This is a genomic window from Pandoraea terrae, assembly GCF_902459695.1.
Classification (GTDB): Bacteria; Pseudomonadota; Gammaproteobacteria; order Burkholderiales; family Burkholderiaceae; genus Pandoraea; species Pandoraea terrae.
In genome coordinates, this window is record NZ_CABPRZ010000034.1 from 25,611 (window position 1) to 39,618 (window position 14,008).

Below are 14,008 nucleotides of genomic sequence, written 5' to 3' on the forward strand. Positions count from 1 at the left end.
AGTCCTTTCATGAGTCAGAAATTCACGATGTGGCGCGCCGCAACCGCGGCCGCCATGGGCGGCGCATTGCTGTGCGGTTGCGCCACGTCTCCTAAACCGCTCTACCAGTGGGAAGGCTATCAGCCGCAGGTGTACGAGTATTTCAAGGGCGAATCCAGGGAAGCTCAAGTGATCTCACTTGAGCGCGATCTGGAGAGGATCAAAGCGGCCAACAACTCGGTGCCGCCAGGATTCCACGCCCATCTCGGATTGCTCTACGCCGCGACGGGTAAGGACGACATGATGATTCGGGAATTTACGACCGAGAAGCAACTGTTTCCCGAGTCGGCTGCCTATATCGACTTTTTGTTGAGTAACAAGAAAAAGGGGGCGAACTGATGATCGCTCGTTTGATGAAGCTGAGCGCCGCAATTTGCGCAGGCGCCCTGATGGCGGGTTGTGCGGTGAAGCCACCAAAGAATGTCGATTACACGGCATTCAAGGCGAGCAAGCCGCATTCGATCCTGGTACTGCCGCCGCTTAACAGTTCCCCTGATATCGGCGCAACGTACAGCGTGCTGTCGCAAGTGACCATGCCGCTTGCGGAGGCGGGGTACTACGTGATTCCTGTTTCGCTGGCTGACGAGACGTTTCGTCAAAATGGCCTGACAGTCGCGGGTGACATCCATCAAGTGCCTGTGCCCAAGCTGCGCGAGATTTTCGGGGCTGACGCCGCGCTGTATATCACTGTGACGCAATACGGCACCAAGTACATGGTTGTCGACAGCGCGACAATCGTGGCGGCAAACGCCAAGCTCGTGGATATGAAGACCGGGGCCACGCTTTGGTCGGGAAGTGCCGCAGCATCCAACAACGAAGGTGGCAATAATAGTGGCGGCGGCCTGATTGGCATGCTGATCACTGCGGCGCTCAAGCAGATCATCAATAACGCTACCGACGCCGGCTACAAGGTTGCCGGTACCACGAGTGCGCGATTGTTGTCGGCTGGACATCCTGGCGGGCTGCTGTACGGCCCCCGTTCACCGAAATACGGTACCGACTGACCTGTCGCAATAAGCGCGTATCGCCTGATGCGCGCTGAACGCCCCCGCATTCCTCCCTCCGTCCGGCCCGAAAATCAGGCCTAGGTGTCGTTCGCAATTCAACTTGAGACCGTAGAATTCATATTTTTCAATGAGTTACGAAAAATCTCGCAAACTACTATCTGGTGATTTTGGCAGCTCAAATTGAGATTCTTACAGTTTTCCGCAGTCCAAGTTGAGATTTTTCTGGTATTCGGATTCTGTGGTTGGATTCTGCTTGTGCGGCGCAGCAGTCGCCGCGTGGAGCGATCGTTGATCTCGATGGCACAGAACGGCCAGGATGGGACATCCGTTCGTTGTATCGCATGACATTCGGGTGGCAGTTCCACTTCGCAAAGCCGTCACTCCAACACGGAGATGCGTAACAGCAGGGTAAGGCCAACTTATGCGCTTACGTTGTTAGCGTAAGTCAGCTATGCCCGTTGTTCGTACCGTAGCAAAATTTCAAGCCGCGGGTCGTTTCGGGTCGTGGGTTGCTCCGCCAATTGAGCGAGGATCTCTCCAACGCCATAAGGCCACACGCCCGGGGCTGGACTGAGAACAGCCGAAAGCAAGTCCAGGAGCGTTCGCGGATGTTGGGTGAGAATCTTGTCGTTGACATTGGCGCGCGCGAGCACTACTGAGTGCCCGTTAATCGGGACCAGTCTTGGAAGTATTGCCGTAACAATCTCTGGAAAACGGTCGGGGGCAGCCAACGCGAGGTCAATGAGCTTCCCGGACATCTGAGATGTTCGGACTGTTCGCTGGCGAGGCCAAACCTGTTCAAGAAACGGTAACAGGTTCTCGCCCAGTGGCGAATCGGGTTTCTTGGCCCACTGTTGGAGGTACCAGAGGACCGAGGAACGCAATTCATCCGCCGCGTGAATAAGTATCTCCCGCAATTCGATATCGGAGATGATCTGTTCGGGCTCGTTCGAGTCCTTCTGTCGTGCCCAACCTAGAAGCAGGATTCCCGCTAGATTGTTCGCGTGTGCCTTACGTAGGTTCTGTTGGCTGGCAAGCGCAATCAATGGTTGCTTTAGCTTCAGATAGAGCGGGGGTTGCGGTGCACGTGCGGCCCAGAAAAAGCCTGCCCAAAAGGCTTCAGTGTCTGCATCGTTGCGAGTCGAAAGCGGTAGCATCCGCGTGTCGACCCACTTTCGGTCAGTGCGATACAACCATGTCAGTCGTGACGCGACCATTACGATGGCGTAGCGCCGATCGTCGGCATGCAGCGCAAGCATTTCATCCAGCTTGAGTGACCACGCGATGGGAAGTCCCGCATCCGGCTTGATGTCATCCAGGCCAGGATATTTAAGCAGTGTGTCGAGCATGCGGCCTGCCGCACTGTTCAGGCTCTCATCGACCCATCTTCTATCTGAGCTTGGGAATTTATGCAGTCCGGAACTGGCTGGCAATGATGCTCGGAGCGCTTCCCACACGAGATCGAAAACCTCCGGACACTGTGAATAAAGCGTGCCACACCTTTCACGCAACCATTCGGTCGCCGGATGGACAATTTCTCCCAGTTGAGACGGTTCAAGTCGTGCGAGACGGCGTCCTATGACAGAAAGCATGCGAGGCGATTCAGCCCGGATGGTAGTTGAACTCAGCAAGGTGCGCCATGCCCACGCCGGGTAGTTGCCCTTTCTGGAGGCGTCTGTGATCGCACTCAGCGCCCGTGCGGGATGTGCCGCAGCGAGGCCGTGAAAAGGCTGGCGTAAGACTGGTGCCAGCATCCCGTGCTTTGCAAGATTTTGTGCGGCCTCCAGGATATCGCCGAGCGGCACGTGCTCGAGCGTGGCCGCGCTGGCATCGGTCTCAACTGTCCTGACTTTCGAAACGTGCGGCTGGGCCGTGTATTTGGTGGCTTCTTCCGTCCAATCGGGCGCTGCCGAGCGAAGCAAAGCAATCTCCGCATCCAGGTCAAACGAAAAAATGACGCCATGCGTTGCCAGCCAATGTAGTCGATTCAACCGATAGTGAGCGATCAGCTCGTCTCTGTGCTCGTGTCCTTGGGCCCAAGGAAAATTTCCGTTTCGCAACCGTTCTCCGAGTTCAGCAATCTTCACGGACGGGAGTTCGTGCCATCGGTCTCGTAAAGCAAACAGCAGATCGCGCTCGTGATCGGAGTCCCAGAACGCGTCATCACTCAACGCCAGAAACCCGTTGCCTGCTTCGTCCGCCGTGGTCAGTTCGGCGAGTCCAAAGGACCAGATGCGGAGGCGAGAAAATACCGCATCGGGTGATGTCCATTTCCAGACCGCTTGGCGTGCAGCATCCCGGTCGAATTTGGCCAATCGTGCAACCATATTGGTTAAGGTAATCAGGTGGCCGGTCAGCCCGTAGGCATTTTCATCCGGTGTCTCGCCGTCATCCGCCCTGATAGAGTCAAGGTAGATGTGGTCATGTTCTCTGATTTCCGATTCGAGGCGAACCGTATCCTCCAGTTGCCGGCGGAATATGGTTATCGCATATCCCAGTGCATCGTCAGGAATAGCGAACGGCTCATACGGTCGGGGATATTCGATGTCGAGTCTTAGAATAGCTTCCAGCGCAAGTTCCGGCGCGGGCGCAGGTGCTCTTACGCCATAGGAAGGCGCGACTGACAGATAGGGTTGGTAGAGTTCAATCGCTTCACGAACCAAGGGCAATGACCATCCGTCGCGTTTCGCGGCTTCTTCGACAGGGTACTTGTCGATATCCGGCTGTCGTGTCGTACGCCGCCAACTGGCGAGTAGTAAGCCCCAGCCCTTGCGCATGGCAGCGGTAAATCGCGTCGCGTCGTGCCGCAACGACCGCTCGATATCGTCGCAAATTCGGGGGTGGAGTGGGGGTTGCGCAGCAGCCCACCACAATGCTGCGGGCTGGTGTGTGACTTTGACAAACCACCATCCGAGATCAGCAAGGCGGGCGGTAAGAGCGGCCTCGCGACCGGCGCCACTCCGTATCTGCGCCGCAGCCGCCGCGGGCAACTTTTCGGTATCAGCCGAAGTAAGTTCCATGCCGTCCCATGCGGTTGCTGGCACCTCACGTTTGGCAATGACATCCTTAGGATCGGTCGGGGCGGGCAATATATCGCTGTCCAACCCGAACGCGTCAAATGGGTCGAAGGGGGGCAGCATCTCGTCATCGCCGACCCTCCCCGGGCGCCCGTACCTTGCATTGCGGTCAATGACGAACAGCCAGTCGGCCGGCAGAATTGTCTCGGACGTAGCCAGGTACTTTGAGCCGACTGATGTCGACGCCAGATGAGCGATCATCCCGCGTTCATAAGGTGCCATGGACTCTGGTCCTCGACTGGCCTTTTCTATTAGGTGGTTGTGCCAGCCACCAACATCTCGCGCGCGTTCGGCCCACGCAGAGAGCGTCTTCCATAGCACCGCGTGATGATCGGCGCTGTCATAGGAGATCGGCTCGACACCTTTGTGTGCCCATTGTTCTGCCGCCTGCCTTGTATCGCCGGATTGGAAGGCATACAGTGCATTCGCTGGTCGCGCAAAGCGATTTAGCGCCTCAAGCAGGTACTGGACCGGCGGATCGTCAGCCGAGTATCCGACAAACACGATACGGAACCGCTGCAGAAGCGCTTGAATGTAGCGAGTCGCCCAGCCATCGGACAGGTACGCGTGCCCAAAGTCAGCGCTCGATAGGACAAATTCGTCATCGCACGCTCGACGGTAATCTACGTCGACGCGACCATGAAGGTGAATCACCCCGCGAAAGTCGTTGTTTCTTCCTAGGTCTGGTAGGTGAGGAGGATTGAAAGAATCAAGTCCTTGCTCACATTCCTCAAAGAGAAGATCGAAATTGGTGGTGACGACGCGGGGCACGGACACTCTCGGTCGGTACGTAAAATCATCTCGTTATACAGAGGTCATGCTCCCTCGTTGCGGAGAGCCTGAATCGTAGCGGCAGCATCCAGGGTTCGCTGTAGTCCGATCCAGAGCGTCTTGGCGCCCGGTTCGCCATCGCTCTTGCGGCCCAAGAAGCCTCCCAGCGATGCAATTAAGCGAATCATTTGATTGAGCGTGGGCGGCGTTTGGGGGCGCGGCTTCTTCGACAGCAGATAAGCACTTCGTATCTCGTCGGCGTCAAAGAACAGCGACGCATCCAGCTCAGGGCAGGTTCTGCCCAAGCGCATCAGCCGCGCGATACGCCACGAAACCACCATGTACAGCACGAGCGTCCGTTCGACACGGTCCATGTGCGATAGCTGCAATGCTTCCATCTTGCAGGCATTTTTCAGCACGTGGAAGAACATTTCGATCGCTGACTGGACCGCGACGATCGGATGCCCATTTGCAAGAATGTGACATCAGTTCCGATGATGAGCAGCGGGAAGCCGCTCCACTTATGTCTGTCCGAATCGTCAGGGCGAAAAATCCCGAGGCAACGCCCCGCGACGTCACAAGCCTTCTTTATAGCCGCGATGGCGTCGTCCAGGCTGGGCCGTTCCGACTCCGGAACCGCGAGCAGGCTCTGCGCGAGGTCGAACGGGCCGATGAAGACCGCATCGATACCAGGCACGTTCGCAATGCATGCCGCATTCCTCACTCCAGTGAATGTTTCTATTTGCACAATCACGCAGGTACGCTCGTGCGCGCTCTGCGCGATAGTTCGCAACTGGGCGCCGTAAGACGAGCCGCGGGCGATGCCGACGCCACGTTGGCCTCTGGGCGCAAAATAGGCGGCCCTAACCACCTGCCTTGCATCGTCCTCGGTTTCCACGCGCGGAACCACAACACCTTGCGCTCCGGCGTCCAGTGCCCAGCCAATCCACCCGGTCGTAGCATCGGGAACGCGAACCAACGCGGGCAACTGTCGGCAATCGGCGGCGCGGAGCATATGCTCCATCGTTTCCCGGCCGATTGACGCGTGTTCGGCATCAAAGCAGACGAAGTCGACACAGTCTATCGCGCATGCCTCCACCGAGGCAGGGTGCGGAATCGATACGAAGCAACCAACGAGAGGGGCCCGATTAGTTACTGCTTCTTTCAAGTTCTTCATTACGGGGTATCAGTTGTCGCTCGCAGGGACGGCGTGGCCTTCCCTGCGAATGAAGAGTGGGTCAACGATTGGCGTGCTCGATTGCGTGAGCCATCGCGTTGGCCACGTATTCCACGTTTGAGGTGGTGAGCCCGGCCAGGCAAATTCGGCCGGTGCTGACGAGATATACACCGAACTCTTCGCGAAGCACGTCGATTTGCGCGGGTGTCAGTCCGGTGAAGCTGAACATGCCGCTCTGCACGAGTAGATAGTTCACGCGTTCAGCGCCCACCTTCGACGAGAGCGCATCGTGCAGCGCGTGGCGCATCGCCTGTATGCGGGCACGCATCGCGTCAAGCTCGGCGTGCCAAGCGGCGTTGAGCGTCGGCGTTGTGAGCACCTTCTCGATGATGCGTGCGCCGTGCGTCGGCGGACTGGAGTAGGTTCGGCGTGCAGTGGCCTTTAGCTGACCGAGGACATTTTCGGCTTGGGTTGCATCAGGGCATACAACACTCAATGCGCCCACGCGTTCCCCATACAGCGCAAAGTTCTTCGAGAACGAGTTTGCCACCAGGAATGACGCACCGGCGTCGCTCAGCGCGCGGATTGCGAAGGCATCGTCTTCGAGCGACTTCGAGAAGCCTTGGTACGCCATGTCGAGGAACGCTATGAGGCGGCGCCGGACCATGAGTTCGGCTACCTTCGTCCACTCGTCGTTCGACAGTTCGGCGCCGGTCGGGTTGTGCGCGCATGCATGCAGCACCACGACGCTTCCCTCAGGGAGTCCGTCAAGGAAGGCATGGAATGCGCCGAAGTCCACGCCGCCGGTACCCGCGTCATAGTATGGGTAGCGTGAGACCTTGTATCCGCATGCCTGGAAGATATCGAGGTGCGTTTCCCACGTGAAGTCGCTAATCCACACACTGTTGCTGTTCAGGTTGACGCGCAGGAACTCAGCACCGACACGTACCGCCCCAGTGGCGCCTACCGATTGAATCGTTGCGATGCGCCCGCTCTTGACTGCCTCGTGCGCCTCGCCGAAGAGCAGGCGCTGGGCTGCCGTGCGAAAGGATTGCATTCCCTCCATGGGCAAATAAGGGCGTGCGCCGAGGTTCAATGTGATCTCGTCCTCGGCGGCCTTCACGGCCCGCATGTAGGGAACCTTTCCATCCTCGTCGCAATAAACGCCAATGCTTAGACTGACCTTGTTCTTTCTCGGGTCCTTTTCGTACTCTTCGAACAGGCTGTAGATGGGGTCGCCGCGGTAAAAGGGAACATTGGAAAACATATGTTTCTGCCTAACTGGGTGAAGATTCTGTTGGAAACGTCATTTGGACGTCAAAGCTCGGCGCTTGCGGTCTGGCCGGCAATGCTTGAGCCGTTTCGGCGGTATTTCACGAAATACAGCGCGCTCAGGGCAGTCAGGAACGGGATGCCTGTCGCGAGCGTCAGCTTGAAGTCGTCGAAGAATGCCGTGCTGATCATGAGACTCAACATGAGGAGCAAACCGGTAATGGTGCAGTACGGATAGCCCTTGATGCGGAAAGGCAGCGTTTGGTTGTGCTTCCTCCAGCTGCGGCGAAAGAAGAAGTGCGTTACGAAAATCATCATCCAGACGAACATCAGCGCGAACATCACAATCGCAATCATCCAGATGAAAGCTTGTTTCGGCCAAAAGATGGTCAGAACGACACCGAATACTCCGCCGAGGCTCGACAGCATGAGCGCCTTGACTGGTGCGCCTCGACGCGTGAGCTTGCTGAACGCCGCAGGAGCGTGACCTGCGCGCGAGAGGCTGAACATCATGCGCGTGGTGGTGTAGAGCAGACTGTTCATTGCCGAGAGTGCAGCAATCAGGACGACGAAGTTCAGGATGCCAGCGGCCCCTGGGATATTGATAATCTCCATGACCTTCACAAACGGGCTTCCTCCGGCGCCGGCCTGTTTCCAGGGGACAATCGCAAGCATCAGGGCGATGGAAAGAAGATAGAAGAGAACAAGGCGGAGCACGGTGCCGCGAAACGCAGTGACGATGGCTCGGCGCGGGTCGCTGGCCTCACCAGCCGCAACCGCAATCATCTCGATACTTGTGTAGCTGAACACCGCGATAAGTGTGGCGTTCCACGTGCCGACGAACCCGTGCGGCATGAAGCCGCCATTCGAAAGATAGTTGCCGAATCCAATGCCCGGATGGTTCATGAAGAACAAGACATAGCTGGCAATCAGGATGAACGCGATGATGGCAGCAACCTTGAAGGACGAGAAGATATATTCGATTGCGCCAAACACCTTCACGTTAAGGGCATTTGCGATGATGAGGGCGACGGCGATGATTCCGGCCCAGAGGCCTGGATGCGAGTTCGGCATCCAGTAGCGCATGTAGACGTCCACGGCACTGATTTCGGGCCCGATTGCGAGCACCATGCCAGCCCAATAGGTGTAACGAACGAGGAAGCCCGCCCAAGGACCGATATACCGCTCAGCGCTTGCGCCGAACGAACCCGCCGTCGGATGCGCGACTGTCATTTCGGCAAGGCAGCCAATCAGCAAAATCGAAATGACAGCGCCGATTGCAAAGCTGACGAGTACGCTCGGCCCAGCAATATTGGTGGCGTAGCCGCTGCCGAGAAACAGGCCCGTCCCAATCGCGCCACCAATGGCAATCATGCCCATCTGGCCGGCTGTCAGCCCCCGTTGCAACCCCGCTTCGCGTTTTGAAATCTCGTCGTTCATATGTCGCCTCCTTCTGCTGATGATGATGGCGGATTCTATAGTCGACAAAGGTCGCGCGGGATGGTATATACCCTACACAGCAAAAAATTGCATATTTCAACCTTATAATTATCTTATGGAGGTATATTTATGTCAGAAGGGCTGGATTCGACGGACCTCGCGATATTGAATGAACTGCAGGCAAACGGGAGGTTGACGACAGCTGAGCTGGCGCAGCGCGTGAATCTCTCACAATCGCCTTGCTGGCGGCGCGTCAACAAACTGGAGTCGGAGGGGGTGATACGCGGGTACCATGCCGAGGTGAATCGCCGGGTGGTTGGCTTGGGCGCGATGGTCTTCGTGATGATATCGATTGACTACCAGTCGGCGGACCGGCTACAGGAGTTTCAGGACGCAGTCGTGAAGATTCCGGAGGTGGTGATGTTCCATTCGATTTCAGGTTCGGAGGACTTCATCCTGGTCGTGCTCGCGAAGGATTTGGAGGCATTCTCTGACTTGCTGCACGACAAACTGCATCGATTGCCGGGCCTTGCCCGATTGCAGACGTACTTCTCGCTACGGGAAATCAAAGGCAGGGTGGCTGAAATCCCCATTGAGTTGTGACTCGCGGCGAGCGCAAGCTATGGAAATGACCAACGCCATTGTCGCGGTTGCCGGAAGCCCTTTGCCGTATTGGCCCGCCGCTGGGTGGTCGAGCGCATCTTTGGATGGATGGTTCTCCGTCGCTGTCTGGTATGCGACTACGAGTAGCGTACCGATGTGTCGGAAACCATAATTCATATCGTAATGGGCTGTCTGTCGCCGCCCGCTTGCCGCTCATCGGGCGCGGTCGGCGCTGTAGCGTCCACGGCGGCGCGGTTCGATGCGGCAGTGCAAACGCGCGGCGCTTTCACATTCCCGTATCCCCCGCAGGAACGACACCGCACAAATCCTGTACCTCGACACAGGTTGCATGTACTGTGGCTTGCGCCCGTTGCGGACAGGTCCAGCCCGTGTCGGTAGTGCTCTGCCACGATAGTCTTCCAGGAACTGAGCCAATCGACGTACGCGCTTCGCACGGATAGCGCCACGTGTCGTGCCCGATCCGGTGGCTGACATTGCGCGCGCCCTCGCCATACTGCCGCCTTTCGACGGTTTTAAGGAGTGCGATGCGATGGCGATGCTTCAAGACCCAGCAGGACATTAATCGCAACATTGCACAGGACACCGACTTCCTCGCTTCGGTTCGGGGCGACAGTGGCGAGGTGCGTCGAGTGGCACGTACCGTCAAGTGCAATGGCCCAGCAGAACCTGGTCAAGTTAAGCGGCTAAAGCGAATACCTCAGCCGGGGGCGTCATCTTCAACGCTTGATGCGGGCGTCGATAGTTGTAAAAGTGAATCCGGTCATCGATCGCAGCGGCGCGCCTGAGACCGTGACAACGGACAAAAGCGGGGTCAATCGGGCCGCCCTCCAGGCCCATGATGGGATTCAAGGATTTCCGGTGTGCTCGCATCATCCTCTCACGCATTGAGACGATGCACATGATCCGCAAAGGTCAGATGAAGGACGGCGGCAACTCGCGAACAGCCGCCGAAAAATTCCACTTTCTAATAATGTAGTAATACGAACTATATAAGGAATTTTGGCGCTGTCAACCTTATCGCGACACTACCGTACTTCTTGGGGGCGACATCTTGTTGACGTCGCAGCCGTATTTTTTTGACCGGTCCAAATATCCGCTATGATGGGAACAAAATAAAGAATCAATTCCACAGTAATGGAAAAATGAGGCCGGTAGTTAAGTATCTTGCGTGTTTTGGATCTTGATGTTGTCGCCATGATTGCCCTATTTATGGAGAACTTGAAGGCAGATGGCCATGAAGGATGCATGTATTCGGCAAGAATAATTCCATTATTGTGGATATTTGTTTGGGCCAATTGCTCGCGTCGATGGATGGCACGCTGGGCGTCAACGGTTGCTACGCGAACGACAATCGCTTTTCCAATGCGGGGGGGGGGGGGCGAAAAGCTTGTAGTGATTTGAGGCACAGCGGGGTACGACGACGTGATATTGCAGCAATTTTGGTAGGAGAGGGTTGGCGACCGCGGGGAGGGGCGAATTTTTGTAGCAGATCGTGTAGTCGAGTGGGAGCGTGGAGGTAAGGTAGACATCCTGAGCAATAGAAGTGTCGCAATGCTCAATTATGTTGACACGGAGTTTTGACCGCTATTTTCAACTCAATGATGGCGTGGGAGACAGTGATGAAGATTCGAGCTTGTGCGGTTGGACAAATTCTCGCGGGAACTACCGCTTTGTGCGGCTTGGTTTCTCTGGCTTGGGCCGACCAGACCGTGTCGATAGGCACTGTGGGGCCACTAACGGGCGCTTACGCTGGTTATGGCAAAGACTCGGAGAACGGTGCACTTCTTGCCGTTGAGAGAGTCAATGCCGCCGGATTGACTATCGGTGGCCAAAAGATCACGCTGCGCCTCGAGTCGCAAGACGACGCTGGTGATCCTCGTACTGCGACGCAGGTTGCACAAAAGTTGGTTGATGACAAGGTTGTCGCCGTTGTTGGCCACACGAACTCAGGTACATCGATCCCAGCGTCTAAAGTCTATAGTGATGCGGGGATCGTGCAGATTTCGCCATCTGCAACGAACCCCGCATATACGCAACAAGGTCTGAAGACAACCTATCGCGTCGTGGCGACCGATGCTACGCAAGGTCCGGTGCTGGCAAGTTACGCCGCCAAGAAGTTGAAGCTGAAGAGTGTCGCGATCATCGACGACTCGACTGCTTACGGACAAGGCCTCGCGCAGGAATTCGAACGTAGCGCGAAGAGTGCAGGTATCCGCGTCGTTTCGCACGAGGCGGCTAACGACAAAACGATTGACTTCCGCGCGGTCCTGACAAAAATCAAGGGTGAGAACCCTGACGCCATCATGTATGGCGGCGCCGATGCAGGGGGCGGTACTCTGGCGAAGCAAGCCCGGCAATTGGGTCTGCGGGCGAAGATCCTTGGAGGAGATGGCCTTTGCACTGAAAAAATGGTGGAATTGGCGGGGCCAGCTGTTGAGAACGTAGTGTGCTCTGAAGCTAGTGCAGCATTGGAGAAAATGCCAGGCGGCCAAGCCTTCGATACCGCATTCAAGGCACGGTTCGGGCACCCGGTACAAAGTTACGCGCATTACGCGTACGACAGCGTGATGGTGATTGTCGATGCGATGAAGCGCGCAGGATCGACAGATCCAGCAAATATACTCGCAGCCATGCCTGGCACGCAGTACTCAGGCGTAACAGGGGCAATTTCTTTTGATTCGAGGGGTGATCTGCTCCATGGCACAATCTCGCTCTACGATTACGTAGGCGGAAAGCGAAAATTTCTTGATCAGGTAACGATGTAGCGCATCGACATGGGCGGTGAAGCGTGAACGAGCCTAAACCGGATTTGGTCCTCGTCGGGGGTAAAGATCTCTGGCAAGGTTGAATTTTCGGGAAGCAGTGTCGTCTTCCCTGTCAATTGAATCTTGCGGGCGACACTATATTCCTTTCTTTAATAGGACGGGGCCACTGTCGCTGGTGCTCGCCAGCTCATCAGCATGATCGTCGTCAACTGTTGGCTTCTGACGTAGGATGAGATGGCAAAATTGCAACCAAGTTGCAACCCTAGAGGGGACTCGTATTCGTCATCGCGCATTCATTGGATATGGTAAATAATTCGGATTGTTATTAATAAAGCGAGCGGTGAATGCAATCAATGCGGTTGTGTCAACATCGTTTAGCTAGGGAAAATCATGGATATTAAATTTAAACAGGTTGATGTTTTTACCGATCGTCGCTATGGCGGCAACCCTGTCGCAGTAATTCTTGACGGAACAGGTCTGGACACGGAACAGATGCAGCAGATCGCGAACTGGACGAATTTGTCGGAAACGACGTTCGTGCTTCCGGCAACTACCCATGACGCTGATTACCGCGTTCGCATTTTCACGCAACGTAACGAGCTGCCATTCGCAGGACATCCGACGCTTGGTACAGCGCATGCCTTGCTAGAATCCGGTCTGGTGAAGGCTAAAAACGGAGAGCTCGTCCAAGAATGCGGCGCGGGGCTAGTGCGATTGAGAGTGAAGCAAATCGAACAAGGGCAACACATTGCCTTCGAGCTCCCGCAGCCGAAAGTCACCGTGCTGAGTGACGATCAAACCGACGCTTTGGAAAGTTTGCTGGGAGGAAATATTTTGCGAGATCCGCCGGCTCGATTGATCGACGTCGGTCCAAAGTGGATCGTTGCGCAGCTACCTGACGCTGCATCTGTCCTAGCGTTGAGGCCTGACCTGCAGCGTATGACGGAGTTGGACCAGCACGTTGGGTCTACAGGCGTCACCGTTTTTGGCAAACATCCAATCGGCCATGCTGTGGCGTTAGAGGTGCGGACTTTCGCGCCCTCGGTTGGGGTTTCGGAGGATCCGGTTTGCGGTAGCGGTAATGGCGCAGTCGCTGTGTACGTTCGCGAATCAGGGCAAGTCGAGACTCTCGGATCGAATTTTCAATCCGGACAAGGAACGTGTGTCGGTCGGCAGGGGCGCATCCAAGTCGAGTTCGGATCGAATGGCGAAATTCGCATAGGAGGCCAGTCCATCACATGTATTGACGGTGTACTGATTAAGCCATGACAGGTATCCCGATCTGAACGCGGTCTCAACAAGTGTGTGCAGAACGCTCCAATATACACACGTTTGATTAGGTTCGGCGGTGCTTTGGGACAAGAATCCCGGCGATACAAGGTCGGAAGCCTGTGCAGCCGCGCCTCGATGGTTCGCCGGCGATCCTCTGAAATCCGGCTCTTGTAAAGCCACGTCTGCACGTCGGTCACAAACACGAGGCCCGCCTGCCGACGCAACTCATCGGCTCGCGAGGCTCGTGGCTGATTCCGGATTGCGACGAACCACGATTCAAGAATGTCGGCCAGCGCGCTGTCTTCCCCGTCAGGCCCATCATGATCGTCTCAATTTCGGTTGCCGTATCCCATATGATCGCCCGAGCGCGACAGAGCCCCGGCTACCTCGCAGTCTTTTCGAATTCGTTGGCGAGATCCTGATCGTAAGCGGTCGAGTCGTCGACGATCGCGACGCTCTTCAACAAGAATGGGAAGATATAAATTACATAGCTGTGTAAGCAATGTTTTTTGTGGAAATTTATCATGTGCTACGCTTCGAATGTTGATGTGGGAGCTTGGGAGT

General features: G+C 56.2%; 9 protein-coding genes and 2 pseudogenes. 6 read left to right on the forward strand and 5 right to left on the reverse strand.

The window, feature by feature from the left end; all coding sequences use genetic code 11:
* The first annotated feature begins 9 nt into the window (after window positions 1-9).
* Together PTE30175_RS25450 and PTE30175_RS25455 are read left to right on the forward strand one after the other, a co-directional pair.
* A complete protein-coding gene (locus PTE30175_RS25450) occupies window positions 10-378 on the forward strand; it encodes a DUF4810 domain-containing protein (protein WP_150699862.1) in 369 nt (122 codons plus the stop codon).
* Complete coding sequence (locus PTE30175_RS25455; protein ID WP_150699863.1) at window positions 378-1,043, forward strand: DUF799 domain-containing protein; 666 nt, start codon at window positions 378-380, stop codon at window positions 1,041-1,043. Before PTE30175_RS25450 ends, PTE30175_RS25455 begins: the two co-directional genes overlap by 1 nt.
* 452 nt (window positions 1,044-1,495) lie before the next feature.
* Here the strand turns inward: PTE30175_RS25455 and PTE30175_RS25460 are convergent, their stop codons facing one another.
* The 5 genes and pseudogenes from PTE30175_RS25460 to PTE30175_RS25480 all read right to left on the reverse strand — a co-directional run bounded on the left by PTE30175_RS25460 (window position 1,496) and on the right by PTE30175_RS25480 (window position 8,783).
* Window positions 1,496-4,894 carry an SIR2 family protein gene (locus tag PTE30175_RS25460; RefSeq protein ID WP_191629217.1) on the reverse strand — a complete coding sequence of 1,133 codons (3,399 nt, stop codon included), beginning with the start codon at window positions 4,892-4,894 and terminating at the stop codon, window positions 1,496-1,498.
* Window positions 4,895-4,938: 44 nt separating this feature from the next.
* Window positions 4,939-5,331, reverse strand: a pseudogene (locus PTE30175_RS25465) (IS4 family transposase); the annotation flags it as partial.
* The gene (locus PTE30175_RS25470) at window positions 5,307-6,071 is read right to left on the reverse strand and encodes an HpcH/HpaI aldolase family protein (RefSeq protein ID WP_150699865.1); all 765 of its coding nucleotides are present in this window, start codon (window positions 6,069-6,071) and stop codon (window positions 5,307-5,309) included. The pseudogene PTE30175_RS25465 and the gene PTE30175_RS25470, both read right to left, overlap by 25 nt.
* A gap of 61 nt (window positions 6,072-6,132) precedes the next feature.
* Window positions 6,133-7,338: an amino acid aminotransferase gene (locus tag PTE30175_RS25475; RefSeq protein ID WP_150699866.1), complete on the reverse strand. Its 1,206-nt coding sequence runs from the start codon at window positions 7,336-7,338 to the stop codon at window positions 6,133-6,135.
* A gap of 50 nt (window positions 7,339-7,388) precedes the next feature.
* Window positions 7,389-8,783, reverse strand: a complete 1,395-nt coding sequence (locus tag PTE30175_RS25480) for an amino acid permease (RefSeq protein ID WP_150699867.1) — start codon at window positions 8,781-8,783, stop codon at window positions 7,389-7,391.
* Window positions 8,784-8,912: 129 nt separating this feature from the next.
* On the opposite strand from PTE30175_RS25480, the gene PTE30175_RS25485 reads away from it, so the two are divergent.
* The 4 genes and pseudogenes from PTE30175_RS25485 (at window position 8,913) to PTE30175_RS25510 (ending at window position 13,441) form a co-directional block, all read left to right on the forward strand.
* Window positions 8,913-9,386 carry an Lrp/AsnC family transcriptional regulator gene (locus PTE30175_RS25485; protein WP_150699868.1) on the forward strand — a complete coding sequence of 158 codons (474 nt, stop codon included), beginning with the start codon at window positions 8,913-8,915 and terminating at the stop codon, window positions 9,384-9,386.
* Window positions 9,387-10,169: 783 nt separating this feature from the next.
* Window positions 10,170-10,383, forward strand: a pseudogene (locus tag PTE30175_RS25500) (IS6 family transposase); the annotation flags it as partial.
* A 643-nt stretch (window positions 10,384-11,026) separates the two neighbouring features.
* Window positions 11,027-12,172, forward strand: coding sequence for a branched-chain amino acid ABC transporter substrate-binding protein (locus PTE30175_RS25505; RefSeq protein WP_150699869.1), 1,146 nt, complete (start codon window positions 11,027-11,029; stop codon window positions 12,170-12,172).
* 390 nt (window positions 12,173-12,562) lie between these two features.
* Entirely contained in the window at window positions 12,563-13,441 is an 879-nt protein-coding gene (locus PTE30175_RS25510; protein WP_150699870.1) for a PhzF family phenazine biosynthesis protein, read from the forward strand.
* Window positions 13,442-14,008 lie beyond the last annotated feature (567 nt).